Consider the following 26,829-nt stretch of genomic DNA (forward strand, 5'->3'; position numbering starts at 1 on the left):
AACGGTATGGCTTCGTATCAGATGAAACGGCGCGAACCGCTTCTCGACTCCAACGTCCAGGCGGCGATCGAGCGGCGCGGCAAGGAACTGCTTGGCTTTACCCTGATCGGCGCGGCGCTGGTGATGGCGGCGATCCTGGGCAGCTACGTGCCAGATGACCCGAGCTGGCTTTCGGCGACGGATGCGCCGGCCGAGAACTTGTTGGGCCGCTTCGGCGCCTCGATCGCCTCGCCCTTGTTCATCATCATTGGCTGGGGCGCCTGGGGTCTGGCCGCGATTCCGGCGGTCTGGGGGCTGCGCCTTGCCGGTCACTGGGGCGAAGAGCGTGCGCTGTCGCGGCTGATCCTGGCGCCCGTGGCCGTGGCGCTGGCTGCGGTCTATGCCTCGACCCATGTGCCGCCTGCGAGTTGGACCCACAGCTTCGGTATGGGCGGGCTGTTCGGCGATACGGTGCTGGGCGCAATCCTTGGTGTCGCGCCGGTCGATACGGTCTTTGGCCTGCGCGTCGTGGCGGGGCTGGTCTGGCTGGCTGCGCTGGGAATGGCGCTTTTCGTGCTGGGCGTCGACCGGGACGAGTTGCGCCGGTTCGGCCGATTCCTGCTGATCGGCGTGATCCTGAGCTATGCGGGGCTGCGGCGTCTGGCAGGGCAATCGGCGCGCGGGGCGCTGGCCGCGGGCCTGCGGTTGGGCGAGAACATTCAGGCCCGGCGCGGCGGCGCGGCGTTGCCCGCCCGGGCGAGCCACGCGGAACCCGTTGTGGCGACCCGCGGCTGGGCGCCCGAGGACGAGCAGCCGCGCGTCCGCACCGGACTGCTGGCGCGGGTGCCCGGTCTGCGCCGCCGGGTGGCCGATCCCGAAATGGAACTGGTCGAGCGCGACCTGCCCGCCGAGGCGGACGAGATCGGCCCGATCTCCGAGGACCGGATCAAGGCCCGCATCGCCGATGTGATCCGCAACCGCACGCGCCACGAGCCCCCGGTTTTCCGTACCGAACCCCCGGTGCTGCGCGGTTCGGCCGTCACGTTCGACGCTCTGCCGGGCGAACCGACCCTGACCGCCATGGCGGACCCCGAACAGGTGGCGATCCCCCGCGTACAGGTCGAGGAACCGCGCCGCGTGGTCCAGCACCCCGCGCGCAAGCCCGCCGCGCCGTCGCGCCGGGCACAGGACGAGGTGCAACCCGCGCTGCGGTTCGACGACCCGATGGGCGGCTACGAACACCCGCCCCTCTCGCTGCTGGCCAGCGCCGACGCGGTGCAGCGCCATGTGCTGTCCGACGAGGCGCTGGAGGAAAACGCGCGGATGCTGGAGAACGTGCTGGACGACTATGGCGTCAAGGGCGAGATCGTCAGCGTCCGCCCGGGCCCCGTCGTCACCATGTACGAACTGGAACCCGCGCCGGGGCTCAAGGCCAGCCGGGTGATCGGACTGGCCGACGACATCGCGCGGTCGATGTCGGCCCTGTCGGCGCGCGTCTCGACCGTGCCGGGGCGCAGCGTGATCGGGATCGAGCTGCCGAATGTCCACCGCGAAAAGGTGGTGCTGCGGGAAATCCTCGCGTCGCGCCATTTCGGCGACAGCGCGATGCGGCTGCCGCTGGCGCTGGGCAAGGATATCGGGGGCGATCCGGTGGTGGCGAACCTGGCCAAGATGCCCCACCTGCTGATCGCGGGAACCACGGGCTCGGGCAAGTCGGTGGCGATCAACACGATGATCCTGTCGCTGTTGTACAAGCTGACGCCCGAGGAATGCCGGTTGATCATGATCGACCCGAAGATGCTGGAACTGTCCGTCTATGACGGCATCCCGCACCTGCTGTCGCCCGTTGTGACCGACCCGAAAAAGGCCGTTGTCGCGCTGAAATGGGTCGTCGGCGAGATGGAAGAGCGCTACCGCAAGATGTCCAAGATGGGCGTGCGCAACATCGAGGGCTATAATGGCCGGGTGCAGGATGCGCTCTCGCGTGGCGAGATGTTCAAGCGCACGGTGCAGACCGGTTTTGGCGACGAGACCGGAGAGCCGGTCTTCGAGACCGAGGAATTCCAGCCCCGGACCCTGCCCTATATCGTCGTGATCGTCGACGAGATGGCCGACCTTATGATGGTCGCCGGCAAGGAAATCGAGGCCTGCATCCAGCGGCTGGCCCAGATGGCGCGGGCCTCGGGGATCCACCTGATCATGGCCACCCAGCGCCCCTCGGTCGACGTCATCACCGGCACGATCAAGGCGAACTTCCCCACCCGGATTTCCTTTCAGGTGACCGGCAAGATCGACAGCCGCACGATCCTCGGCGAGCAGGGGGCGGAACAGCTGCTGGGCATGGGCGACATGCTCTACATGGCGGGTGGCGGGCGGATCAGCCGCGTCCACGGGCCGTTCGTGTCCGACGAGGAGGTGGAAGAGATCGTCACCTATCTGAAGGGTTTCGGCCCGCCCGACTATGTCGGCAGCGTGGTCGAGGGACCGGACGAGGACCGGGAAGGCGACATCGACCTGGTGTTGGGTCTGGGCGGCAATACCGATGGCGACGACGCGCTTTACGACCAGGCGGTGGCGATCGTGCTGAAGGACCGCAAGTGTTCGACCTCCTACATCCAGCGCAAGCTGGCCATCGGCTACAACAAGGCCGCGCGGCTGGTCGAGCAGATGGAAGAACAGGGCGTGGTCAGCCCCGCCAACCACGTGGGCAAGCGAGAGATCCTGGTGCCCGAGCAGGGGTGATCGGCGGCGGGCCGCGCCCCTCGCCCAATCGTGACGGATTGGCAGATGCATTGCGCCGCGGACGCGCCTAGATTGCCGCCATGATGAAACGCCTCGCCCTTGGTCTTGCCCTCTGGGCCGCCGCCGCGGCCCCCGGCCTTGCCGACAGGATCCCGCTGCCGGCGATCTCGGCCTATCTCAACAGTTTTGTGACGGCCGAGGCCGACTTCACCCAGGTGAACCCGGACGGCTCGATCTCGACCGGTCGGCTGTCGATCAACCGGCCGGGACGGGCGCGGTTCGAGTACAACCCGCCGAACGAGGGGCTGGTGATCGCCGGCGGGGGGCAGGTGGCGATCTTCGATGCCAAGTCGAATCAGCCACCCGAACAGTATCCGCTGGCGAAGACGCCGCTGAACATCATCCTCGAACGCAACGTCAACCTGTCGCGCGCGCGGATGGTGGTCGGCCATGACGGCGACGCGACCTCGACCCGGGTCATCGCGCAGGATCCAGAGCATCCCGAATACGGCACCATCGCGCTCGTCTTCACCGGCAACCCGGTCGAGTTGCGGCAATGGGTGATCACCGACGACACCGGGCAGGCCACGGCGGTGATCCTGGGCGAAATGAGGACAGGCGTGTCGATGTCGTCCCGGATGTTCAACATCGTCCAGGAAACGGCCGAGCGGATGGGCGGGCGCTAGCCCCGCGCGCGGCCTTTCGGCAAGCCTCGAACCGGGCCGGTTCCGTTCGGCATCCGCGCGATCTCGCGCCACGCGCAATTTTCTAACCTTTTGCTTGACCGCCTCTTTGCCATGCGCAAATGTCCACCTGTCCCGGTTCGGAGGAGGCTGGTGCGGCCAGAGCAAGCCGGGGCGATACGAGGGAATTTCGGCGGATCAAGGCCGCCGGCGAGGCCGGAAAATCGGTCATGCCGAGGTAACGGAACGGCCCTGCGGAGCGCGCGGGGTTGTTCGGGTAGCTTGGCACAGGGGAGGAGGCAGTCTTGGCACCACGCGGCGCGTCCACGGACGAGCTTTGTTCCATTCCGGCATATCTTGCCCGGAATGTGCGGCAGTATGGCGACAAGCCCGCCTATCGCGAAAAGGAATTCGGCATCTGGCAGTGCTGGACCTGGGCCGAGGCCAACGATGAAATCCGCGCGACCGCCATGGGTCTGCTCGCGCTGGGAATCGAGCGCGGCGAATACGTCGCGGTCATCGGACGCAACCGGCCTGCGCATTACTGGGCCATGGTTGCCGCGCAGATGTGCGGCGCGATCCCGGTGCCGCTCTACCAGGATGCGGTGGCCGAAGAGATGGCCTATGTGCTGGACCATTGCGGCGCCCGTTTCGTCGTCTGCGGCGACCAGGAGCAGGTGGACAAGGTCATCGAGGTCCAGGACCGCGTCCACCAGATCGAGCATGTTCTCTACAACGACAATCGAGGCATGCGGAAATATGATCACACGCACCTGAACTGGTTGAAGGACATCGAGGAAGAGGGGCGCGTCGCCCACGCCCGGCTGGAGCCGGAGCTGGAGCGGCGGATCGCCGAACTCACCTGGGACTCGACCTGCGTGATGCTCTACACCTCCGGCACCACCGGCAAGCCCAAGGGCGTTGTGCTGTCGAACCGCAACATCATCGAGACGGCCAAGGCCTCGGTCGCGTTCGACAATCTGGGCCAGGACGAGGAGGTGCTTGCCTATCTGCCGATGGCCTGGGTGGGCGATTTCATCTTCTCGATCGGACAGGCGATGGTGGCCGGGTTCTGCGTGAACTGCCCCGAAAGCCCCGACACGATGATGACCGACCTGCGCGAGATCGGGCCCACCTACTTCTTCGCGCCGCCGCGCATCTTCGAGACGATGCTGACCAACGTGATGATCCGGATGGAGGATGCGGGCGACCTGAAACACGCGCTGTTCCACCATTTCATGGAGTTCGCCAAGGGCACGGGCGAGACCTACGGGATGCCGCGCTACCGCAGGCAGCAGTCCAGGCCGACGCTGAGGCGTCGGGCGCGCTGGATCTACCGCTATGCCATGGGGATCGGCTTTGCCGTCGAGACCATCGTCGAGAATGCAGTGCGCGGCTTTTTCGTGCGGTTGCGTCATCCCATCGAGGCGCGGAAATACTTCAAGGCGCGCGGGCCGCTGCTGAACCTCTACCCGCAGCCCCTGCGGGACTATTTCGAGTACCGGACGGGCGACGTGCTGGTCTACGGGCCGCTCAAGAACACGCTGGGATTGTCGCGCATCCGCGTGGCCTATACCGCCGGAGAGGCGATCGGCCCCGAGATCTTCGATTTCTACCGCTCGCTGGGGATCAACCTCAAACAGCTTTACGGCCAGACCGAGGCATCGGTCTTCATCACCCAGCAGCCCGATGGGCAGGTCCGGTCGGACACGGTCGGCGTGCCGTCGCCGGGGGTGGAGGTGAAGATCGCCGAGAACGGCGAGGTGTTCTACCGCTCGCCCGGCACATTCGTCGAATACTACAAGAACGCCGAGTCGACCGCGTCCACCAAGGACCCGGAGGGCTGGGTGGCCACCGGCGATGCCGGGTTCTTCGAGGAAGGCACCGGGCACCTGCGGATCATCGACCGGGCCAAGGACGTGGGCAAGATGGCCGACGGCCGCCTCTTCGCGCCGAAATACGTCGAGAACAAGCTGAAATTCTATCCCGACATCCTCGAGGCCGTGGTCTTTGGCGCGGGCCGCGAGATGTGCACGGCCTTTATCAACATCGACCTGACGGCGGTGGGCAACTGGGCGGAGCGCAACAACATCGCCTATGCCAGCTACCAGGAACTGGCCGGCCACCCCCGCGTGCTGGACACGATCCAGGCCCATGTCGAGGAAGTGAACCGGTCGGTGGCCGAGGACCCGATGCTGTCGGGCTGCCAGATCCACCGCTTCCTGATCCTGCACAAGGAACTGGACGCCGACGACGGCGAACTGACCCGCACCCGCAAGGTCCGCCGCAACATCATCGCCGAGAAGTTCGGCGACCTGGTGACGGCCCTCTATGACGGGTCCGACAGCGTCTATACCGAGACCGAGGTCACCTACGAGGATGGCCGCAAGGGCAAGATCCGGGCGACGCTGCAGATCAGGGATGCGAAGGTAAAGGCGCCGACGCAGGCCGGGCAGGTGGCCGCATGAACATCGCCAGTGTTGAACCCTACGTCACCGAGGACGGCCGCACCATCGGGGGCGTGCTGATGGAGTTGAAACACATCACGCTGCGCTTCGGCGGCGTGGTGGCGATCAAGGATATCTCCTTCGACATCCGCGAAGGCGAGATCCGCGCGATCATCGGGCCGAACGGCGCGGGCAAGTCTTCGATGCTGAACGTCATCTCGGGCTTCTATACGCCGTCCGAGGGCGAGGTCTGGTTCGAGGGCAGGAAGCGTCCGCAGATGCGGCCCTATCAGGTCGCGCAGCAGGGGATCGCGCGGACCTTCCAGAACATCGCGCTGTTCTCGGGTATGTCGACGCTCGACAACATCATGACGGGCCGCATCACCCGGATGAAATCGGGGCTTTTCTCGCAGGCGATGTGGTGGGGCAAGGCGCAACGCGAGGAGTCCGAGCACCGCGCGGCGGTCGAGAAGATCATCGACTTCCTCGAAATCCAGCACATCCGCAAGACGCCGGTGGGCCGGCTGCCCTATGGTCTGCAAAAGCGGGTGGAACTGGGGCGCGCGCTGGCGGCCGAACCGCGGCTTCTGCTGCTGGACGAGCCGATGGCGGGCATGAATGTCGAGGAGAAGGAGGACATGTCCCGCTTCATCCTCGACGTGAACGACGAATTCGGCACCACCATCGTGCTGATCGAGCACGACATGGGCGTGGTCATGGACCTGTCCGACCGGGTCGTGGTCATGGACTACGGCAAGAAGATCGGCGACGGCCCGCCCGACGAGGTGCGCGCCAACCCCGAAGTGATCGCCGCCTATCTGGGGGTCAGCCATGACTGAGTGCCTTGGCTGCGCCCGCCGCCGGAAGGAGACCCGATGATGCCGGACCAGTTTCTTTTTGCCGTCGAGGTGATGATCAACGGGCTGATGGCGGGCGTGCTCTACGCGTTGGTTGCGCTGGGCTTCGTGCTGATCTTCAAGGCGTCGGGCATCTTCAACTACGCCCAAGGCGTGCTGGCGCTGTTCGCGGCGCTGACGCTGGTGGGGTTGCAGGAGGGGCAGATCCCGTTTGCGCATCTCATCAACGCGACGCTCGGGACGGATGTGCACCATTTCGGATGGCAGATGCCGGCGATCCTGGCGATCCTGCTGACGGTCGGGGTGATGATCCTGCTCGCCATCGCGATCGAGCGGTTCATCCTGAAACACCTGGTGAACCAGGAGCCGATCATCCTGTTCATGGCCACCATCGGGCTTGCCTATTTCCTGGAAGGCTTCGGCGACGTGATGTGGGGGGCCGACGTCAAGACGCTGGACGTGGGCCTGCCGCAGGGCGCAAGCCTCTGGGTCGAGGAGAAATCGGCCGTGCTGGGGGGCGAGGGGTTCTACGGCTTCTTCGTCGACAAGCTGGATATCGTGGCGGCGCTGGTGGCAGCGGTCCTGGTGATCTCGCTGACGCTGTTCTCGCAGTATTCCAAGCAGGGCCGGGCGTTGCGCGCGGTGGCCGACGACCACCAGGCGGCGCTGTCGGTCGGCATCTCGCTGCGGTTCATCTGGGTGCTGGTGTGGTCCATCGCGGGCTTTGTCGCGCTGGTGGCGGGCATCATGTGGGGCGCGAAATCCGGCGTGCAGTTCAGCCTGTCGCTGATCGCGCTCAAGGCATTGCCGGTGCTGATGCTGGGCGGTTTCACCTCTATTCCGGGCGCCATCGTCGGCGGGCTTATCATCGGGGTGGGCGAAAAGCTGTTCGAATTCACCATCGGCCCGATGATCGGTGGCGCGACCGAAAACTGGTTCGCCTATGTCCTCGCCCTAATCTTCCTCGTGTTCAGGCCGCAGGGCCTGTTCGGGGAGAAGATCATCGAAAGGGTCTGACCATGCACAAGTTCTTTGCCATCGCCTGCGTCATCGGGTGGGGATTCTTCTACGCCTTTTCCTTCCTCGCCGTGACGTCGCTGAACGATGCGGCCTGGATGCCGGCCGCCTACGCCGTTCTCGCCTTTGCGGGCTTCCTTGCGGGAATGTTGTGCTGGGTCCGGATCGTCGGCGGCAAGCGTCCGGACCTGAAACCGGTGCGCCTGCGCGCATCGCGGCGGCGCCATTTGACGAGGGAGATCGCCTGAGATGTTCTACCGCGAGGCCGGAGACTTCAAGACGTCCTACGTGGACGACAGCCAGACCTTTCCGATCCGGTTCGACCGCTATCGCTATTACGCGGTCCTTATGGTCGCCTTCGCGGTGATCCCCTTTTTCGTCGACAGCTACTGGGCCAACGCGATCCTGGTGCCATTCCTGATCTACGCGATCGCGGCGATCGGTCTGAACATCCTGACCGGCTATTGCGGGCAGGTCAGCCTGGGTACCGGCGGCTTCATGGCTGTGGGGGCCTATTCCTGCTACAAGCTGATGACTGCATTTCCCGATGTCAGCATCATCCTGCACGTGATCGCCGCGGGGTTCATCACGGCGGCTGTGGGGGTGCTGTTCGGGCTGCCCAGCCTCAGGATCAAGGGGTTCTACCTCGCGGTGGCGACACTGGCGGCGCAGTTCTTCCTGGTCTGGCTCTTCAACAAGGTGCCGTGGTTCTACAACTATTCGGCCTCGGGCCAGATCTCGGCGCCCGAACGCACCGTCTTCGGCATCGCCGTGACCGGCCCCAATACCGAGGCCTGGGCGAAATACCTGGTCTGCCTGCTGTTCGTGATGGTGCTGGCATGGGTTGCACGGAACCTGACGCGCGGCACGATCGGGCGGTCCTGGATGGCGATCCGCGACATGGACATCGCGGCCGAGATCATCGGGGTGAACCCGCTCAAGGCCAAGCTGACCGCCTTTGCGGTGTCGTCCTTTTACATCGGCATCGCGGGCGCCCTGTTCTTCGCGGTCTATCTTGGCGCGGTCGAGGTGGGCGAGGCGTTCGGAATCCAGAAATCCTTCCTGATCCTGTTCATGGTGATCATCGGGGGGCTGGGATCGATATTCGGAAGCTTCGCGGGGGCGGCGTTCCTGGTGCTGTTGCCGGTGCTTCTCAAGAACGTGCTGGTTGGTACCTTGGGCTGGCCCACGGACCTTGCGGCCCATATCGAGTTGATGATCGTGGGGGCGCTCATCATCGTCTTCCTGATCGCGGAACCGCACGGGCTGGCGCAGCTCTGGCGGATCGGCAAGGAGAAACTGAGGCTTTGGCCGTTCCCGCACTAGGGAACGGGGAGACGCGCGAAAGCCGGGCCAACCCGGCAACGGACTGAACTCATGGGAGGAGACATCATGAAACTGAAACTGGCATCCGTGGCGCTGGGCGCCCTGATGGCCGCGGGCCCGGCGCTGGCCGATCTCGTTTTCCCCGATCTCAGCTATCGCACCGGGCCCTTCGCCGCGGGCGGCATCCCGTTTTCGGACGGCTACCAGGACTATTTCACCCTGATGAACGAGCGCGACGGCGGCATCGGCGGCGTCAAGGCGCGGGTGATCGAATGCGAGACCGCCTACAACACCGAGAAGGGGGTCGAGTGCTACGAGGCGACCAAGGGCGAAGGCGCGTTGATCTACCAGCCGCTCTCGACCGGTATCACCTATCAGCTTATCCCGAAGGTCTCGGCGGACAAGATCCCGCTGCACACCATGGGTTATGGCCGCACCTCGGCCGCGAACGGCAAGGTGTTCGAGTGGGTGTTCAACTACCCCGCCAATTACTGGGACGCCGCTTCGGTGGCGATCAACTACCTGCTGGACGAGAACGGCGGCAGCCTCGAAGGCAAGAAGATCGCGCTGCTCTACCACAACTCGGCCTATGGCAAGGAGCCGATCCCGACGCTCGAGGCGCTGGCCGCCAAGCATGGCTATACCCTGACCCTGCTCCCGGTGGACAGCCCCGGCCAGGAGCAGAAATCGCAATGGCTGCAGATCCGCCGTGAACGGCCCGATGTCGTGCTGATGTGGGGCTGGGGCGTGATGAACCAGGTCGCCGTGCAGGAGGCCGCCAACATCCGTTTCCCGATGGAGAACTTCATCGGCAACTGGTGGGCGGGCGCCGAACATGACGTGTCGCCGGCGGGTGCCGCGGCCAATGGCTACAAGTCGCTGAACATGAACCGGATCGCCGATTACCCGGTGTTCGAGGATATCAGGACCCATGTCCATGCCAAGGGCCTGGCCGCGGGCGACGGTTCGAACGTGGGCAAGGTGCTCTATACAAGGGGCATGTACGCCGCGATGCTGGCGGTCGAGGCGGCCAAGAAGGCGCAGGAAATCCACGGAACCCCCGACATCACCGCCGAGATGATGCGCGACGGCATGGAAGCGCTGGAGATGACGGCCGCCAGCATGGAAGCCCTGGGCGCCCCGGGGATCGGGCCGGAATTCGGCGTCACCTGCGCTGAACATGGCGGCTCGGGCATGGGCATCGTCCAGCAGTGGAATGCCGCCGAGGGCAAATGGGTCGCGCTGACCGATTATATCGCGCCCGATGACGAGGTCATCGCGCCGCTCGTCGAACAGGACTCGATGGCCTACGTCGCCGAGAACAACCTGTCGCTGCGCTGCGAGTGAGCTGACACGTTCCGGCGCGGGCCGTGATGCCCGCGCCGGGGTTTTCCGGAATTCGAAGGGACCGCCCGGGGATGCTTGACGCAGGCCGAACCCAAGAGACACTTCTCGAAGTGAACAACATCGAGGTGATCTACAACCACGTGATCCTCGTGCTGAAGGGCGTCTCGCTCTCGGTGCCCAAGGGGGGCATCACCGCGCTGTTGGGGGGCAACGGGGCGGGCAAGACGACGACTCTCAAGGCGATCTCGAACCTGTTGCACAGCGAACGGGGCGAGGTCACCAAGGGCTCGATCCTCTATCGCGGCGAACGGGTGCAGGATCTGGGCCCCTCGGATCTGGTCAAGCTGGGCGTGATCCAGGTGATGGAGGGGCGGCACTGCTTCGAGCACCTGACCGTCGAGGACAACCTCTTGACCGGGGCCTATACCCGCACCGACGGCAAGGCCGCGATCCAGGCCGACCTCGAGATGGTCTATGCCTATTTCCCCCGCCTCAAGGAGCGGCGGAAATCCCAGGCGGGCTATACCTCGGGCGGTGAACAGCAGATGACGGCCATCGGCCGGGCGCTGATGTCGCGCCCCGAGACGATCCTGCTGGACGAGCCGTCCATGGGGCTGGCGCCGCAGCTTGTCGAACAGATCTTCGAGATCGTGAAATCGGTGAACGAGAACGAGGGGGTGACCTTTCTTCTGGCCGAGCAGAACACCAACGTGGCGCTGCGCTATGCCCATTACGGCTATATCCTGGAATCCGGACGTATCGTGATGGACGGGCCCGCGGCGGACTTGCGCGAGAACCCGGACGTCAAGGAATTCTACCTCGGCATGTCCGACACGGGGCGCAAGAGCTTTCGCGACGTGCGGTCCTATCGCCGCCGCAAGCGGTGGCTCAGTTGACGCGGGCTGCGGCCCGGCGCACCCTTTGTGCGATCCCGAACCGCGACCGGAAGGACATCCCATGACCGCCCATTTCGACGATCTCGAGACGCGCTCGGCGGACGAGCGCGCCGCCTCGCTGGCCCAGTGCCTGCCCGCCCAGATCGCGGCGGCCAAGGCCCTGCCGGGCTATGCCAAGGCTCTGGCCGAAGTCGACCCGGACTCGGTCACCGGGCGCGAGGCGCTGGCGACGCTGCCGGTCCTGCGCAAGTCGGCGCTGACGGGCGCCCAGGCGGCGCACCCGCCCTTTGGCGGCTATACCGTCTGGCCGGCGTCGGGCTTTGACCACGTCTTCCAGTCGCCCGGGCCGATCTACGAACCCGGTTGCGTCTCGACCAACTGGTGGCGGCTCGGCCGCTTCGTTCATGCCTGCGGGATCGGCGAAGGCGACATCGTGCAGAACTGCTTCGGCTACCACCTGACGCCTGCGGGAATGATGTTCGAGAACGCCGCCCGCGCGGTGGGTGCCGCCGTTTTGCCCGCCGGCACCGGCCAGACCGAATTGCAGGCCCGCGCCGCCCATGACGTCGGCGTGACCGCCTATGCCGGGACCCCGGATTACCTCAAGGTCATCCTCGACAAGGCCAACGAGATGGGGCTTGACCTGTCGCGTATTCGCCGGGCTGCGGTGTCGGGCGGGGCGCTTTTCCCGTCGCTGCGGCAGGAATACGCGGATCGGGGGATTTCCGTCCTGCAATGCTATGCCACCGCCGATCTGGGCAATGTCGCCTATGAAAGCCCCGCGATGGAGGGGATGATTGTCGACGAGGGAGTGGTCGTCGAGATCGTGCGCCCCGGCACCGGCGACCCGGTGCCGGATGGCGAGGTGGGCGAGGTGGTGGTGACCTCGCTCAACCCCGACTATCCGCTGATCCGCTTTGCCACCGGCGATCTGTCCGCCGTGCTGCCGGGGATATCCCCCTGCGGGCGCACCAACATGCGGATCAAGGGCTGGATGGGCCGCGCGGACCAGACCACCAAGATCAAGGGCATGTTCGTCCGCCCAGAACAGGTGGCCGACCTCGTCGCCCGCCACCCCGACGTGGCGAGGGCCCGGGTGATCGCGGGCCGCGAGGACGAGATGGACACGATGACCGTTCAACTCGAAACGACGGCGACGGACCCCGCTCCGTATGAGGCGAGCGTCGCGGCCGTGCTCAAGCTCAAAGGCAAGGTGGAACTCGTGCCGCCGGGCAGCCTGCCGAATGATGGCAAGGTCATAGACGACCAGCGCAGCTACGGCTGAGGCGCCGGACTTGCAGGCATCGAGTGTCGATCTCTGCTTTGCGGACCAATCAGGAATGTTGCCGCCGGGGTCTTCGCGCCGTTGACCCGGGTGCGTGAATGGCCGCGCTATTTCTGGAAAACGTACATCCCCGGCGCCGGGCCGAGAGGTGGCAGGCCGGCCTCGGGGGCGCCCATCGCGGGCGAAGGCACGTCAGCCGCACCGCTTTTCGAGGCAAGCCAGGCTGCCCATTCCGGCCACCACGACCCCTCCTGCGGGGGGTGGTGCTGAAACCAGGTCTTGGGATCCATGTAGCTCTTGTCCCGGGTCCGGTGCCCGATCCGGTAGTGCCGCCCCTTGTGACCGGGTTCGGACAGGATGCCGCCGTTATGGCCGCCCCTGGTCAGCACGAAGGTCAGTTCGTTCTCGGTGAACAGCGTTGCCTTGTAGACCGATTGCCAAGGCGCGATATGGTCCTTCTCGGTTCCGAGGACGAACATCGGAGCCTCGATATCCTTGAGTGCGATCACGCGGCCATCGACCGCAAACCGGCCCGCGGTCAGGCGGTTCTCCATGAACAGCGCCCGCAGGTATTGCGCGTGCATCCGCGCGGGCATGCGTGTAGCGTCGGCGTTCCACACCGAGATGTCGAATTGCGGCTCGTCCTCGCCCAGCAGATAACGCCGGACGGAGCGCGACCAGATCAGTTCCTCGGCCCGCAGCGCGCGGAAGGCGCCCGCCATCTGGTTCTGGTCCAGATAGCCCTGGTCCCACATCATGTCTTCCAGGAAGGCCACCTGGCTTTCGTCGAGGAACAGCATGAGTTCCCCCGCCTCGGTGAAATCGGTCTGCGCCGCCAGCAACGTGATCGACGCCAGCCGGTCGTCGACCTCGCGCGCCATGGTCGCTGCCGCGATGGCAAGGATCGTGCCGCCGAGACAATAGCCGCAGGCATGGATGCGTGGGCCGGGCACGATCCGGCTGACCGCGTCGATCGCCGCCATCACCCCCAGCCGACGGTAGTCGTCCAGCGACACGTCGCGATGCGCCGCGGTCGGATTGACCCAGGACATCGCGAACACGGTAAACCCCTGTCCGACAAGATAGCGGATCAGCGAGTTCTCGGGGGACAGGTCGAGAATGTAGTATTTCATGATCCAGGCGGGCACGATCAGCACCGGCTCGGGATGCACCTTGTCGGTGGTCGGCGCATACTGGATCAGTTCGAACAGGTCGTTGCGATAGACCACCTCGCCCGGTGTGCAGGCGAGGTTCCGGCCGACCTCATAGTCGCCATGCAGTACCGGGGTTTCCCCGGACAGCAGGGCGGCAGCGTCTTCGGCGAACCGCGTCGCCCCCCGGACAAGGTTCGCGCCGCCCGCCTTGACGGTCTTCTGCAGGATCTCGGGATTGGTCGGGACCCAGTTCGATGGCGAGACCAGATCCAGCGTCTGGCGTGCCATGAAGGCCACGCGGTCGGCATTGTGCCGGGACGTGCCGCGGGCGGGTTCTGCGGCGCGGTCCCACCAGTCCTGGCTGGCAAGGAAGCCCTGCTTCCACAGGCTGAAGGGCGGCATGTCCCAGCCGGGATGGTCAAAGCGGTTGTCGCCCGGCCGGGGCGCGAAGGGCGCATCGCCTTGCCCGCCCGTTGCCGTGTAGGTGGCCAGTTTCCACGCCGTTCGCATGCCGTGTTCGGCCAGTTCGAGCTGGCGGCCCGGCGCGCGTGCGAGATGGATGGCCCAGTCGGCCCAGGCCGCGGCGGCCGCCGTAGGCGAACTGCCCCCGATAAGCCGCGCCGCCAGTGCGCGGCTCGCCCGGTCGAGCGTCTCGTAGGGGTGCTGTCTGTCGCCGTGCCCGTTCGGTGTCGTCATCGCCTGCCTCTGCCTCTCGTCCGCCGCGCTTCGTTGTGCCGGAGCGGTATGACAGTTCTGCGATAGCAGCCGGGGAAGGGCGGGTAAATGCAGCCGAGGAAAAGAAAACCGCCCCGGCAATGGGCCGGGGCGATGTCGCTGATCATTTGGGCGCTTTGGCTCAGCCCTGGCGGGCCTTGTAGCGGCGCTGGGTCTTGTTGATGACGTAGACACGCCCCTTGCGGCGCACAACGCGGCAATCGCGGTGACGCTGCTTCAGCGAGCGGAGCGAGTTGCGGACCTTCATCGGCCTTCTCCTCATGTCGCGGCGCGTCGGTGCGCCTGGTTGTTTCGCGGTCTGCCCGAAGGCAGGGAATTCGATGGTGGGCGGTACTGGGATCGAACCAGTGACCCCTACGATGTCAACGTAGTGCTCTACCGCTGAGCTAACCGCCCGGTGCCGTCCCGATCCCGCCAGTCCGAAAGAAAACGGACGCGGGCGGGACCGCGTCGGTCCGCAGGTCTATAAAAGGAGTCGGAAAGCGGTTCAAGGGCTTTCGGTACGCGCGGAATCGCCGCTATAAACGTTCCGAAGGAGGATGCTGGACGGTGTGCGCCTACAGGTTGTTCCGGCCGGATCGGCCGACCACGAGCGTGGTGTTTTCCTCGCCCCATAGCGGGCGCGATTACCCTTGGACGTTCCTCCGCCAGACGGTGCTGGACGAGCGCGCGATCCGTTCGTCCGAAGATGCCTTCGTCGATATTCTCTTTGCCGACGCGCCGGTGCACGGTGCGCCGCTGATCGCGGCCAACGCGCCGCGCGCCTATGTCGACCTGAATCGGGCGGCCGAGGAACTGGATCCGGCCGTGATCGAGGGGGCGCGGCTTGCGGGGCATAACCCGCGGATCAGTTCGGGGCTTGGCGTGATCCCGCGCGTCGTCGCGAACGGGCGGGCAATCTACAACGGCAAGATCGGTCTGGCCGAGGCCGAGACCCGGATCGCGACCTGCTGGCGTCCCTATCACGATCGGCTTCAGGCGCTGGTGGACGAGGCACAGGTGCGGTTCGGCGAATCGATCCTGATCGATTGCCACTCGATGCCGCGCGAGGCGATCGAAAGCATCACCTCGGGTGGCAAACGCCGTCCCGACGTGGTGCTCGGCGACCGGTTCGGGGCATCGGCCGCGGCCGACGTGGTCGACCGGGTCGAGGCGGCCTTTGCGGCGGCCGGCTTCCGGGTCGGGCGGAACGCGCCCTTTGCCGGGGCCTATATCACCCAGCGCTATGGCCGGCCCGCGCGGCGACAGCATGCGGTGCAGGTCGAGGTGGACCGATCGCTCTACATGGACGAGGCCGAGGTTCGGCCAAGCCGTGATTTCGACGATTTCCGCCGGGTGATGGCCTCGATCGTCGCCGATCTGGCAGAGATCGGCCGGGCCGGTGAAGTGCCGCTCGCCGCCGAGTGAGGGGCCAGAGGTCTTGCCCAGGATGGGTGGAAACTCATTTCACTGAAGTCCGGGTACGGATTGTCAGCGCAGCGCGCGGCCCTTGAGAATCGCCCGCGCGCCGAATCGCGCGCGAATCGTGTCGCTCGCCCGCTCCGCCCCGACGCGGACGGCTGCCTGCGGGTCGAGAAGGTCGCCCGAGAGATCCGCCTGTGTCGCCGGAACGATGTCCGACAGCCCCACGCCGATCAGCCGGAATGGCCCCGTCTCGCCCGTCTGGTCGAACAGGGCCCGGGCTTCGCGGTAGATGCGGTCGGCAAACTGGGTCGGCTCGGCCAGCGCATGGCGCCGGGTCAAGAGCCGGTGGTCCGCCCGCTTGAGCTTCAGCACGACGACGCGGCCGGCCCGTCCCTTGGCCTTGGCCCGGTCGGAAACCTTTTCGGCCATGCGCCAGATATGTCCGTCAAGGAGATCGGGGTCCGAGATGTCTTCGGCGAATGTGGTCTCGTTCGAGATGCTTTTCACCGGCGCATTCGGCGAGACGCGGCGGGAATCCTGGCCGCGTGCGAGGTGCCAGAGACGATCCCCCGTCGACCCGAAACGTGCCATCAGATCCTGCTTTTGCCAGCGCCTGAGGTCGGCGAAGGTGCGGATCCCCGCGCGTTCCAGCGCAGCCCTGCCGGTCTGGCCAACACCCCAGATCAGGCCAACCGACCGGTCGGCGAGGAAATCCTCGGTCTCGGCCCGGCCGATCACGGCGAAACCGCGCGGCTTGTCGAGGTCGGAGGCGAGCTTGGCGAGGAACTTGTTGTGCGACAGTCCGATCGAGCCCGAAAGGCCCAGTTCTTCCTCCATCCGCTTCACCAGCCGTGCCAGCAGCAACGCTGGCGGCGCGCCGTGCAGGCGCATGGTGCCGGTGAGGTCGAGAAACGCCTCGTCGAGCGCCAGCGGCTCGATCGCGGGCGTCAGGTCTTCCATCAGCGCGCGGATCGCGCGGGATGCCTCGGCATAGGCGCCGCCGCGGGGCTTCACCACCACGGCCTCGGGGCAGAGATCGAGCGCCTTGAACATCGGCATGGCCGAGCGCACCCCCCGGATTCGGGCAAGATAGCAGGCGGTCGAGACCACGCCCCGGCGCCCGCCACCGACGATCACCGGCTTGTCGCGCAGTTCGGGATTGTCGCGCTTTTCCACCGCCGCATAGAAGGCGTCGCAATCCATGTGCGCAATCGTGAGTTCGAACAGTTCTGGATGGGCGATCACCCGCGGTCGGCCGCAGGCCGGGCAACGGCGTCCGGTCTGAAAGACGGTCAGGCAATCGCGGCAGAGGGCGGGCATCGCGCCGGTTCCACGGGTGACACGGTTGTTGCACAATTCCGGCAAGGTCGCATGCCATGATGCACGCGGCCGCGCGCGCGGGGCAAGGGCTTCCGCATGGTGTCCGGGCGGCGCATAATGACAACGGATTCACGAGGACGGGCAGATGACGCTGGAAGACTTTCTCGCCGGGCTGATCGGCGGCAATCTCGTTATTCTCCTTCTGGCGGCCTTCATCATCCTCAGCGTCATGCTGGGGGTGCGGATCGTGCCGCAATCTGAAAAGCACGTGGTCGAACGGTTCGGCAGGCTGCGGTCGGTGCTGGGGCCGGGGATCAACATCATCGTGCCGTTCCTCGACAAGGTGGCGCACCGGATCTCGGTTCTGGAACGACAGCTTCCCAATGCCAGCCAGGATGCGATCACCGCGGACAACGTTCTGGTGCAGGTCGAGACCAGCGTCTTCTACCGCATCCTCGAACCGGAAAAGACCGTCTATCGCATCCGCGACGTGGACGGCGCCATCGCGACGACGGTTGCGGGCATCGTGCGGGCCGAGATCGGCAAGATGGAACTGGACGAGGTCCAGTCGAACCGGGCGCAGCTGATCGGGACGATCAAGTCCAGCGTGGCGGATGCGGTCGACGGCTGGGGCATCGAGGTGACTCGGGCCGAGGTGCTGGACGTGAACCTGGACCAGCAGACCCGTGACGCGATGCTGCAGCAGTTGAATGCCGAGCGCGCGCGCCGGGCGCAGGTGACCGAGGCCGAGGGCAAGAAGCGTGCGGTCGAACTGCATGCAGATGCCGAACTTTATGCCGCCGAGCAGGCGGCCAAGGCGCGGCGTGTCACCGCCGAGGCCGAGGCCTATGCCACGCAGGTGGTGGCCCAGGCGATCGCCGAGCACGGAATCGAGGCGGCGCAATACCAGGTCGCGCTGAAGCAGGTCGAGGCGCTGACCAAGGTGGGCGAAGGGCAGGGCAAGCAGACGATCATCGTGCCCGCCCACGCGCTGGACGCCTTCACGGATGCCTTCCGGATGCTGAAGGGGCGGGGCTGATGATCCTCGAGATCTGGTGGGTCTGGCTGGCCGGCGCCGTCGTTCTTGCAATTCTCGAAATGATCGCGCCGGCCTACGTGTTTCTCGGCTTTGCGGTGGGCGCGGCGGTCGTGGGCATCGCGATGTGGCTGGGTCTGGTCCTGGCCTGGCCGTGGCTGGTGCTGGCCTTCGCGCTGGTCTCGCTGGCGTCCTGGCTGGTGCTGCGGGTTGCGCTTGGCGTGCGCCAGGGGCAGGTCAAGGTCTGGCACCGCGACATCAACGAGGACTGAGGGCTCAGGGCAATTCGGCCAGCACGGCGCGCACGGCGGTACGCGGATCGGCGGCCTGCCAGACGGGGCGGCCGACCACGATGTGATCGGCACCCTCGGCGATGGCCTGGGCCGGGGTTGCAACCCGCTTCTGGTCGCCGATCTCGGCGCCCGCGGGACGCACGCCGGGGGTGACGATCAGCTTGCCCTTGGATTGCGGCAGCGCGCGCAACATCTTCGCTTCTTGCGGGCTGGCGATCAGCCCGTCCGCCCCGGCCTCGAGCGCCCGGATCGCGCGTTCGGCCACGATCTCGCGGATGTCGCCCGGCCGGATCAGGCTGGCATCCAGATCGGCGCGGTCGAGCGAGGTCAGGATCGTGACCGCCAGGATCTTCATCTCCGAACCGCTCGCGCCCTCACGCGCCGCGCGCACCACATGGGGGTCGCCATGAACGGTCAGGAAGTCGAGATCGAACCGGGCAAGGCCCCGAACCGCCGCCTCGACCGTCGCGCCGATGTCGAACAGCTTCATGTCCAGGAAAATACGCTTGCCGTGCTCGTCCTTGAGTTCCTGGGCAAGCGCCAGCCCCCCGCCGGTCAGCATCCCCAGCCCGATCTTGTAGAACGAGACCGCGTCGCCGATGCGCGTGGCGAGGGCCAGCCCCGAATGGGCGTCGGGTACATCGAGGGCGACGATCAGTCGGTCATCGGGCATCTTTGATCCTCCGGGAAGCGTGACGCCTACCTAGGCCGGGGGGCTGCGCACGTCCAGCGCGACAATGCGTTGTGGCACTCTTGCAACGGGTTGGGGGTTCTCCCACATTGTCCATCGAGGCCCGCGACCGAGGGTGCGCTGCAAGTCAGGCACCGCGACGGACGGGCGCTTTGCAAAAGGAGACTACCGATGAACCTGGAAAAGTTCACGGAACGGTCGCGCGGGTTTCTTCAGGCCGCCCAGACCATCGCGATGCGGGAAAGCCACCAGCGGCTTGCGCCCGAACACCTGCTGAAAGCGCTGATGGATGATCCCGAGGGGATGGCGTCCAACCTGATCCGCCGCGCTGGCGGCGCGCCCGAGCGCGTTGTCGAGGCCGTCGATGGCGCGCTGGCGAAGGTGCCCAAGGTCACCGGCGATGCGGGCCAGACATATCTGGACCAGACCACCGGCCGGGTTCTGGACGAGGCCGAGAAACTGGCCAAAAAGGCAGGCGATTCCTTCGTGCCCATCGAACGCATCCTGATGGCTCTGGCGATGGTGCCGTCCAAGGCCAAGGACGCGCTGGATGCGGGCGCGGTGACGGCGCAGAACCTGAACGCCGCGATCAACGACATCCGCAAGGGCCGCACCGCCGACTCGGCCAGCGCCGAGGAAGGCTATGACGCGCTGAAGAAATACGCCCGCGACCTGACCGAGATGGCGGAACAGGGCAAGATCGACCCGATCATCGGCCGCGACGAGGAGATTCGCCGCGCGATGCAGGTGCTGTCGCGCCGGACCAAGAACAACCCCGTGCTGATCGGCGAGCCCGGCGTCGGCAAGACCGCCATCGCCGAGGGGCTGGCGCTGCGCATCGTGAACGGCGACGTGCCCGAATCCCTGAAGAACAAGCGGCTGATGGCGCTGGACATGGGCGCGCTGATCGCGGGCGCGAAATACCGCGGCGAGTTCGAGGAGCGGCTGAAGTCGATCCTGAACGAGATCACTGCCGCCACCGGTGAGATCATCCTGTTCATCGACGAGATGCACACGCTGGTCGGTGTCGGCAAGTCCGAAGGCGCGATGGATGCCGCCAACCTGATCAAGCCCGCGCTGGCCCGCGGCGAGTTGCACTGCATCGGCGCGACCACGCTGGACGAGTACCGCAAGCATGTGGAAAAGGACGCGGCCCTTGCCCGCCGGTTCCAGCCGGTGTTCGTCGAGGAGCCCACGGTCGAGGACACCGTGTCGATCCTGCGCGGCATCAAGGAGAAGTACGAGCTTCACCATGGCGTGCGGATCTCCGACTCGGCGCTGGTCGCGGCGGCGACGCTGAGCCACCGCTACATCACCGACCGGTTCCTGCCCGACAAGGCGATCGACCTGATGGACGAGGCCGCCAGCCGGTTGCGGATGGAGGTGGATTCGAAGCCCGAGGAACTGGACGCGCTCGACCGCGACATCCTGCAGAAGCAGATCGAGGCCGAGGCGCTGAAGAAGGAGGACGAAGCGGCCTCGAAGGAACGTCTGGCGAAGCTGGAAAAGGAATTGTCCGACCTCACCCAGAAATCGGCCGAGATGACCGCCAAGTGGCAGGCCGAGCGCGACAAGCTGGAAAGCGCGCGCGATCTGAAGGAGCAACTCGATCGGGCGCGGGCGGAACTGGACCACGCCAAGCGCGAGGGCAACCTGGCGCGGGCCGGGGAACTGTCCTACGGCGTGATCCCGCAGCTTGAAAAACAGCTGGCCGAGGCCGAAAGCCAGGAAGAGGACGTGCTGGTCGAAGAGGCCGTGCGGCCCGAGCAGATCGCGCAGGTCGTGGAACGCTGGACCGGCATCCCGACCTCGAAGATGCTGGAGGGCGAGCGCGAGAAACTGCTTCGCATGGAAGACGAACTGGGCCGGCGCGTGATCGGCCAGCGGCAGGCGGTGACGGCGGTGGCGAACGCGGTGCGGCGCGCGCGCGCGGGGCTGAATGACGAGAACCGCCCGCTGGGCAGCTTCCTGTTCCTCGGCCCCACCGGCGTCGGCAAGACCGAGCTGACCAAGGCCGTGGCCGAATACCTGTTCGACGATGACCAGGCGATGGTGCGCATCGACATGAGCGAATTCATGGAGAAGCACTCGGTCGCCCGTCTGATCGGTGCGCCCCCGGGCTATGTCGGCTATGACGAGGGCGGCGTGCTGACCGAGGCCGTCCGTCGGCGCCCCTACCAGGTGGTGCTGTTCGACGAGGTCGAGAAGGCGCATCCGGAGGTGTTCAATGTGCTGTTGCAGGTGCTGGACGACGGGGTGCTGACCGACGGGCAGGGCCGCACGGTCGACTTCAAGCAGACGCTGATCGTGCTGACCTCGAACCTCGGCAGCCAGGCGCTGAGCCAGTTGCCCGAGGATGCCGATGCCAGTGCCGCCAAGCGCGACGTGATGGAAGCGGTGCGGATGCACTTCCGACCCGAGTTCCTGAACCGTCTGGACGAGATGGTGGTGTTCGACCGGCTGACGCGGGACGACATGACCGGGATCGTCGAGATCCAGTTGCGGCGGTTGCAGAAACGGCTGGCGGCGCGGAACATCACCCTGAATCTGGACGCGGATGCCGAGAAGTGGCTGGCAGACGCGGGGTACGATCCGGTCTACGGCGCGCGTCCGCTCAAGCGGGTGATCCAGCGCAGCCTGCAGGACAAGCTGGCCGAGATGATCCTGGCGGGCGAGGTCCGCGACGGGGACACAGTGACGGTGACCGCCGGGGCCGACGGGCTGATCATCGGTGACCGGGTAGTTGGGTCGAACCGGCCCAAACCCGAGGATGCGGTGCTGCACTGAGCCATCGTCTCACCGCAGCGGAACGCCCCATCGCAAGGTGGGGCGTTCTCGTTTTCTAGCGGCCGCGGGCGGCAGTCGGACCCGCCCGCGGCGTGCTCTGCCCTGTTACATCGCGGACGGGGGCAGTATCACCTGGTCGATGACGTGGATCACGCCGTTCGAGGCCTCGATGTCGGCGGCGGTGACGTTCGCGCCCTGGACGGTGACGCCGCCCTCGGTACCGATCGTGACCTCGGAGCCCTCGACGGTTGCGGCGGTCATGCCATCGGACAGATCGCCCGACATCACCTTGCCCGGCACCACGTGGTAGGTGAGGATCGCGGTCAGCTTGTCCTTGTTCTCGGGTTTCAGCAACTCGTCGACGGTTCCCGCGGGCAGGGCGGCGAAGGCCTCGTCGGTCGGCGCGAAGACGGTGAACGGGCCTTCGCCCTTCAGCGTCTCGACCAGGCCCGCGGCCTGGACGGCGGCGACCAGCGTGCCGAAGCTGCCGGCCTCGACGGCGGTGTCGACGATGTCCTTGCCCATTTGGTTGTCCGCGAGGGCGGGCGTGGACAGCATCGTTGCAGCGGTCAGCGCGATGAAAGTTCTGCGAAGCATCGAATGGTTCCCTTCCTTGTCATTCAGACGAACCCGTTGGTCGGGTCGTGCCGGACTACGGAAGGAAGATGCGGTTGGATGACCGGGGATTTCCGCCGATGCGGTTTGACGATGCCGCGCGCCGCCCTAAGCCAGCGGCGCGCGCGAAGTCACATCAAGATGCGTTGATTTCGTTTGAAAATCCGTGAGTTCGGATCGGTGGTCAGTCCAACCCCACGGCCTCGCGCGCGATCGCGTCAAGCAGCGCCTCGACCTCCTTCATCGGGCCTTCGGGGAACTGGCGGAAACCGATGGTGGTCTGGTCGGGGCTGTCGGGCATCTGCAGCACGAAGATGTCGTAGGGGCAGAACTGCACGTTCATCGGGTCGGCCTCCATCACCTTGCGCGACAGCGAGGCCGAGCAGAAGCTGAAGATGTCCGCCTTCAGAAAGATCGTGACGTCCGAGCCGACATCGCCCTTGGTGCGCTCCAGCATGTCGCCGGTATGGCTGACGCTGTCGATCACCAGTCCCTGGCCGGTGACGGCGTTTTCGAGGCCGAAGACAACGTCGTCGAAACTCTGGTCCACGGTATAGGTGACGACGCCCTCGGCCCCGGCCGAGGTAGCGGCCAGCGCAAGTGCGACGGCAGCAAAAATTGCTTTCATGGTCTCCTCCCTTTGATGTCGGCGTGGGGTTGTCAGATGCCCCTCTCGCGGCCACTCTAGCGAGTGGGAACCCGACCTCCTTGATTGAGGTCAACCCGGGCAGGCAGGGAGATCGCGCCATGGGCTGGGCCTACTACGCTTTGCAGGTCATGGCGGGGGCTTTTGCGCTGTTCATGGGGCTGCTGTTCCTGATCGTCCTGGTGCTGTTCGTCATCGACCGCATCCAGACCGGCGACGCGATCCGGCGTAACTATCCCGTGATCGGTCGGTTCCGGGGTCTCTTCACCACGCTGGGCGAGTTCTTCCGGCAATATTTCTTCGCCATGGACCGCGAGGAGATGCCGTTCAACCGGGCGCAGCGCAACTGGGTCTACAACGCCTCCGAGGCCAAGGGGAACACGGTTGCCTTCGGGTCGACCCGTAACCTGAACATCCCGGGCACGCCGATTTTCATGAATGCGGTCTTCCCGCCGCTCGACGATCAATACGCATCGACGGAACCCCTGGTGATCGGGCCCCATTGCCGCGAGCCCTATGCCGCGCCCTCGATCTTCAACATCTCGGGCATGTCCTATGGAGCGATCTCGAAACCCGCGGTGCGGGCGCTGTCGCGGGGGGCGCGCAAGGCCGGCATCTGGCTGAATACCGGCGAGGGCGGTCTCGCGCCCTACCACCTGGAGGGGGGCTGCGACCTGGTCTATCAGATCGGCACGGCCAAGTTCGGCGTGCGCGATCAAGCGGGCAATCTGGACGACGGCAAGCTGCGCGAAGTGGCCGCGCTGCCGCAGGTGAAGATGTTCGAGATCAAGCTGTCCCAGGGGGCAAAGCCCGGCAAGGGCGGCATCCTGCCCGCGGCCAAGATCGACGAAGAGGTCGCACGCATCCGCGGCGTGCCGATGGGGCTGGACGCGATCTCGCCCAACCGCCACCGGGAGGTTGATGATTTTGCAGACCTGCTGGACCTGATTGCCCATATTCGCGAGGTGACCGGCAAGCCGGTCGGCATCAAGAGCTGCATCGGTTCGGCCGACCCCTGGTTCGACCTGTTCCGCGAGATCCGGCGGCGGGGCGAGGAAAGCGCGCCCGACTTCATCGCCGTCGACGGGGGCGAGGGGGGAACCGGCGCGGCGCCCATGCCGTTGATCGACCTTGTTGGCCTGCCCTTGCGCGAGGCGCTGATCCGCATGGTGGACCTGCGCAACCTCGCGGGCTTGCACGACCGCATCCGCATCATCGCCAGCGGCAAGCTGGTGGCCCCCGGCGACGTGGCCTGGGCGATCTGCCTTGGCGCCGATTTCGTCACGTCGGCGCGCGGCTTCATGTTCAGCCTGGGCTGCATCCAGGCTTTGAAATGCAACCGCAACACCTGCCCGACGGGGATCACCACGCATATCCCGTCACTTCAGAAGGGTCTGGTGGTCGGGGACAAGGAAACCCGGGTGGCGGCCTATGCCAGGGCGGTGATCCAGGAGGTCGAGACCATCGCCCATTCGGTCGGCGTGGCCGAACCGCGCGAAATGCGGCGCCGGCATGTGCGGATCGTGCAGGACGACGGGACGTCGGTGCAGATGAACGAGATTTATCCATCGGTGTATCCGGGGCCGGAGGGGCTTGCCAGGGCCCGTGCCCACAAGCAGTTCGAAGCGGCACTCAAGCGGTTCGACGAGGTTTGATCCCGCAGGTTACAACCGCAATCGGTTCAGGGGGCTGACGGTGCTGTGAGGCGAGTTGTCTTTGCCGGACGCGGCGGGTGTCCTAGCTCTGCGCTGAGGACGGAGTCGAAAAAGGGACAGGACCCATGGCAGGCCGCTGGCGCAATACCCTGAAATGGTCGGACGTCACATCCGAAGGGGCGTATCTCGACCGGCGGCAGGCGATGGCCGCAGTTGGCGCGCTGGCCCTGTCCGGGATTGCCGGGCGGGCCCGGGCCAACGAAGACGGGCTTGCGCCCAACACGTGGGACGAGATCACCCGCTACAACAATTTCTACGAGTTCGGGACCGGCAAGGAGGATCCTTGGCACAACGCCGGGAGGATGACCACCGACCCCTGGGCGGTCGAGATCGGCGGGCTGGTGGACAGGCCCGGGACCTATGACCTGGCCGACATCCTGTCTGGCGTGAGTCTTGAGGAACGCCTCTACCGGCTGCGCTGCGTCGAGGCGTGGTCGATGGTCGTGCCCTGGGTCGGTTTCGAACTGGCCGATCTGCTGAACCGGGTTGGCGTCCAGCCATCCGCGAAATACGTTGCCTTTCAGACGCTGCATCGCCCCGAGGAGATGCCGGGCCAGCGCAGTCCCATCCTTGACTGGCCCTATGTCGAGGGGCTGAGGCTCGACGAGGCGATGCATCCGCTGACGATCCTTGCGACAGGTCTTTACGGCAAGGACCTGCCCAACCAGAACGGCGCGCCGATCCGGCTGGTGGTTCCCTGGAAATACGGCTTCAAGTCGATCAAGTCGGTGGTCAGGATCACGCTGACCGCTGACCAGCCGCTGACCAGTTGGAACGCCTACGCCCCGAACGAGTACGGCTTTTACTCCAACGTGAACCCGGATGTGGATCATCCCCGCTGGAGCCAGGCGACCGAGCGGCGGATCGGTGGCGGGCTGTTCTCGCCGCGCGTTCCCACGCAGATGTTCAACGGCTATGCCGAAGAGGTCGCGGGCCTTTACGCGGGCATGGATCTGAAAAAGCTCTTCTGATGGGGGTGGCCGGGCCAATCAACGCCGCGCTGCGCCGCGTGCCGGTCTGGCCGGTCTATGTCATCGGTATGGCCCCGGCGCCCTGGTTCTTCTGGCTTGCGGCCACTGGCGGGTTGGGGGTCGAGCCGATCGCGGCGCTTGAACAGCGGCTGGGGCTGACAGGGCTTCAGTTCCTGACGGCCGGGCTTGCGGTCACGCCGCTCCGGCGGCTGACGGGGATTTCCCTGATCCGATACCGCCGTGCGCTTGGCCTGGTCGGGTTCTTCCATATCGCCCTGCATCTTTGCGTGTGGCTGGCGCTGGACCTGCAGTCCTGGCCGCTCGTCTGGGCCGACATCCTCAAGCGGCCCTACATCACCATCGGCATGGTGGCGTTCCTTTTGCTGGTTCCGCTGGCGTTGACCTCGACCGACCGCGCGTTGCGCCGACTGGGGCCGGTCCGGTGGCGGCGGCTGCACCGGCTGGTCTATCTGGCGGTCCCGCTGGGGGCGATCCATTTCGCGATGCTGGTGAAGGGCTGGCAACCGGAGCCGCTCGTCTATCTCGGGGCGATTCTGGCGCTGCTCGCCCTTCGGATTCGGCTGCAGCGGGCCAGAGTCGCCGTGTGACGCCGGTCCGGTCCCGGGGTTTCGAGGGCGACTCTGTGGATAACCTGCCGCCCCTGGGTTCCGGTGCCGGGCTCCGGCCATCAAGAACGCCCCCAAGGCCGGAGCCTTGTGGGCTCGGCTTCGATAAACACCAGATATTGAAGTAGAATTCAGGATCACGAAAAAAATGTGACGGCTCTAGAAAAAAGCGCTTGCGGAGCCCGGTCCCGATCCGTAAATAGCGCTTCACCGGCGGCGCTGAGGCGCTGGCGGGTCGCTGGACGGGCTGGATGGTC

23 protein-coding genes and 1 tRNA gene are annotated in these 26,829 nt (G+C 65.9%); 17 read left to right on the forward strand and 7 right to left on the reverse strand.

Annotated features, from left to right (window positions below; all coding sequences use genetic code 11):
• Positions 1-6 precede the first annotated feature (6 nt).
• From EV655_RS15535 to EV655_RS15580, 10 genes are all read left to right on the forward strand, one after another.
• Complete coding sequence (locus EV655_RS15535) at positions 7-2,721, forward strand: DNA translocase FtsK (RefSeq protein ID WP_132546276.1); 2,715 nt, start codon at positions 7-9, stop codon at positions 2,719-2,721.
• A gap of 83 nt (positions 2,722-2,804) precedes the next feature.
• Positions 2,805-3,407, forward strand: coding sequence for a LolA family protein (locus EV655_RS15540; protein ID WP_132546277.1), 603 nt, complete (start codon positions 2,805-2,807; stop codon positions 3,405-3,407).
• 302 nt (positions 3,408-3,709) lie between these two features.
• Positions 3,710-5,872 (forward strand): AMP-binding protein, encoded by a 2,163-nt coding sequence (locus EV655_RS15545; RefSeq protein WP_132546278.1) that lies wholly within the window; start codon positions 3,710-3,712, stop codon positions 5,870-5,872.
• A complete protein-coding gene (locus tag EV655_RS15550; protein ID WP_132546279.1) occupies positions 5,869-6,690 on the forward strand; it encodes an ABC transporter ATP-binding protein in 822 nt (273 codons plus the stop codon). The genes EV655_RS15545 and EV655_RS15550 overlap by 4 nt, the downstream gene beginning before the upstream one ends.
• A 39-nt stretch (positions 6,691-6,729) precedes the next feature.
• Positions 6,730-7,725, forward strand: a complete 996-nt coding sequence (locus tag EV655_RS15555; RefSeq protein ID WP_165905371.1) for a branched-chain amino acid ABC transporter permease — start codon at positions 6,730-6,732, stop codon at positions 7,723-7,725.
• Positions 7,726-7,727: 2 nt separating this feature from the next.
• On the forward strand, positions 7,728-7,973 hold the full coding sequence (locus EV655_RS15560) for a hypothetical protein (protein WP_132546281.1): 246 nt from the start codon (positions 7,728-7,730) through the stop codon (positions 7,971-7,973).
• A gap of 1 nt (position 7,974) precedes the next feature.
• The gene (locus EV655_RS15565; RefSeq protein WP_132546282.1) at positions 7,975-9,051 is read left to right on the forward strand and encodes a branched-chain amino acid ABC transporter permease; all 1,077 of its coding nucleotides are present in this window, start codon (positions 7,975-7,977) and stop codon (positions 9,049-9,051) included.
• 66 nt (positions 9,052-9,117) lie between these two features.
• Positions 9,118-10,398 carry an ABC transporter substrate-binding protein gene (locus EV655_RS15570; protein ID WP_132546283.1) on the forward strand — a complete coding sequence of 427 codons (1,281 nt, stop codon included), beginning with the start codon at positions 9,118-9,120 and terminating at the stop codon, positions 10,396-10,398.
• A gap of 71 nt (positions 10,399-10,469) precedes the next feature.
• Positions 10,470-11,294: an ABC transporter ATP-binding protein gene (locus EV655_RS15575; protein WP_132546284.1), complete on the forward strand. Its 825-nt coding sequence runs from the start codon at positions 10,470-10,472 to the stop codon at positions 11,292-11,294.
• Positions 11,295-11,355: 61 nt separating this feature from the next.
• On the forward strand, positions 11,356-12,579 hold the full coding sequence (locus EV655_RS15580; RefSeq protein WP_132546285.1) for a phenylacetate--CoA ligase family protein: 1,224 nt from the start codon (positions 11,356-11,358) through the stop codon (positions 12,577-12,579).
• 107 nt (positions 12,580-12,686) lie between these two features.
• Here the strand turns inward: EV655_RS15580 and EV655_RS15585 are convergent, their stop codons facing one another.
• From EV655_RS15585 to EV655_RS15595, 3 genes are all read right to left on the reverse strand, one after another.
• Complete coding sequence (locus EV655_RS15585; protein ID WP_132546286.1) at positions 12,687-14,429, reverse strand: PHA/PHB synthase family protein; 1,743 nt, start codon at positions 14,427-14,429, stop codon at positions 12,687-12,689.
• Positions 14,430-14,589: 160 nt separating this feature from the next.
• A complete protein-coding gene (gene ykgO / locus EV655_RS15590) occupies positions 14,590-14,715 on the reverse strand; it encodes a type B 50S ribosomal protein L36 (RefSeq protein WP_075784404.1) in 126 nt (41 codons plus the stop codon).
• A 74-nt stretch (positions 14,716-14,789) separates the two neighbouring features.
• Positions 14,790-14,864: transfer RNA gene (locus tag EV655_RS15595), tRNA-Val, on the reverse strand.
• A gap of 153 nt (positions 14,865-15,017) precedes the next feature.
• On the opposite strand from EV655_RS15595, the gene EV655_RS15600 reads away from it, so the two are divergent.
• Entirely contained in the window at positions 15,018-15,875 is an 858-nt protein-coding gene (locus EV655_RS15600; protein WP_132546288.1) for an N-formylglutamate amidohydrolase, read from the forward strand.
• A 63-nt stretch (positions 15,876-15,938) separates the two neighbouring features.
• On the opposite strand, the gene EV655_RS15605 is transcribed toward EV655_RS15600, so the two are convergent.
• Complete coding sequence (locus EV655_RS15605) at positions 15,939-17,192, reverse strand: DNA polymerase IV (RefSeq protein WP_132546289.1); 1,254 nt, start codon at positions 17,190-17,192, stop codon at positions 15,939-15,941.
• Between the two features lie 145 nt (positions 17,193-17,337).
• On the opposite strand from EV655_RS15605, the gene EV655_RS15610 reads away from it, so the two are divergent.
• The gene (locus EV655_RS15610) at positions 17,338-18,231 is read left to right on the forward strand and encodes an SPFH domain-containing protein (RefSeq protein WP_132546290.1); all 894 of its coding nucleotides are present in this window, start codon (positions 17,338-17,340) and stop codon (positions 18,229-18,231) included.
• On the forward strand, positions 18,231-18,500 hold the full coding sequence (locus EV655_RS15615) for an NfeD family protein (RefSeq protein WP_132546291.1): 270 nt from the start codon (positions 18,231-18,233) through the stop codon (positions 18,498-18,500). Before EV655_RS15610 ends, EV655_RS15615 begins: the two co-directional genes overlap by 1 nt.
• A gap of 4 nt (positions 18,501-18,504) precedes the next feature.
• Here EV655_RS15615 and pyrF read toward each other — a convergent pair whose 3' ends face one another.
• Positions 18,505-19,194: an orotidine-5'-phosphate decarboxylase gene (gene pyrF / locus EV655_RS15620; protein ID WP_132546292.1), complete on the reverse strand. Its 690-nt coding sequence runs from the start codon at positions 19,192-19,194 to the stop codon at positions 18,505-18,507.
• Between the two features lie 189 nt (positions 19,195-19,383).
• On the opposite strand from pyrF, the gene clpB reads away from it, so the two are divergent.
• On the forward strand, positions 19,384-21,999 hold the full coding sequence (gene clpB, locus EV655_RS15625) for an ATP-dependent chaperone ClpB (protein WP_132546293.1): 2,616 nt from the start codon (positions 19,384-19,386) through the stop codon (positions 21,997-21,999).
• Positions 22,000-22,104: 105 nt separating this feature from the next.
• On the opposite strand, the gene EV655_RS15630 is transcribed toward clpB, so the two are convergent.
• Entirely contained in the window at positions 22,105-22,596 is a 492-nt protein-coding gene (locus tag EV655_RS15630) for a fasciclin domain-containing protein (protein WP_132546294.1), read from the reverse strand.
• A gap of 202 nt (positions 22,597-22,798) precedes the next feature.
• Entirely contained in the window at positions 22,799-23,242 is a 444-nt protein-coding gene (locus EV655_RS15635; protein ID WP_132546295.1) for a DUF302 domain-containing protein, read from the reverse strand.
• Between the two features lie 119 nt (positions 23,243-23,361).
• Here EV655_RS15635 and EV655_RS15640 point away from each other — a divergent pair, with 119 nt between their 5' ends.
• From EV655_RS15640 to msrQ, 3 genes are all read left to right on the forward strand, one after another.
• The gene (locus EV655_RS15640; RefSeq protein ID WP_132546296.1) at positions 23,362-24,915 is read left to right on the forward strand and encodes an FMN-binding glutamate synthase family protein; all 1,554 of its coding nucleotides are present in this window, start codon (positions 23,362-23,364) and stop codon (positions 24,913-24,915) included.
• Positions 24,916-25,040: 125 nt separating this feature from the next.
• Positions 25,041-25,946, forward strand: coding sequence for a protein-methionine-sulfoxide reductase catalytic subunit MsrP (msrP, locus tag EV655_RS15645; RefSeq protein ID WP_132546297.1), 906 nt, complete (start codon positions 25,041-25,043; stop codon positions 25,944-25,946).
• Positions 25,946-26,554 (forward strand): protein-methionine-sulfoxide reductase heme-binding subunit MsrQ, encoded by a 609-nt coding sequence (gene msrQ / locus EV655_RS15650; protein ID WP_132546298.1) that lies wholly within the window; start codon positions 25,946-25,948, stop codon positions 26,552-26,554. The genes msrP and msrQ overlap by 1 nt, the downstream gene beginning before the upstream one ends.
• Positions 26,555-26,829 lie beyond the last annotated feature (275 nt).

This window comes from Rhodovulum euryhalinum (assembly GCF_004342445.1).
GTDB lineage: Bacteria > Pseudomonadota > Alphaproteobacteria > Rhodobacterales > Rhodobacteraceae > Rhodovulum > Rhodovulum euryhalinum.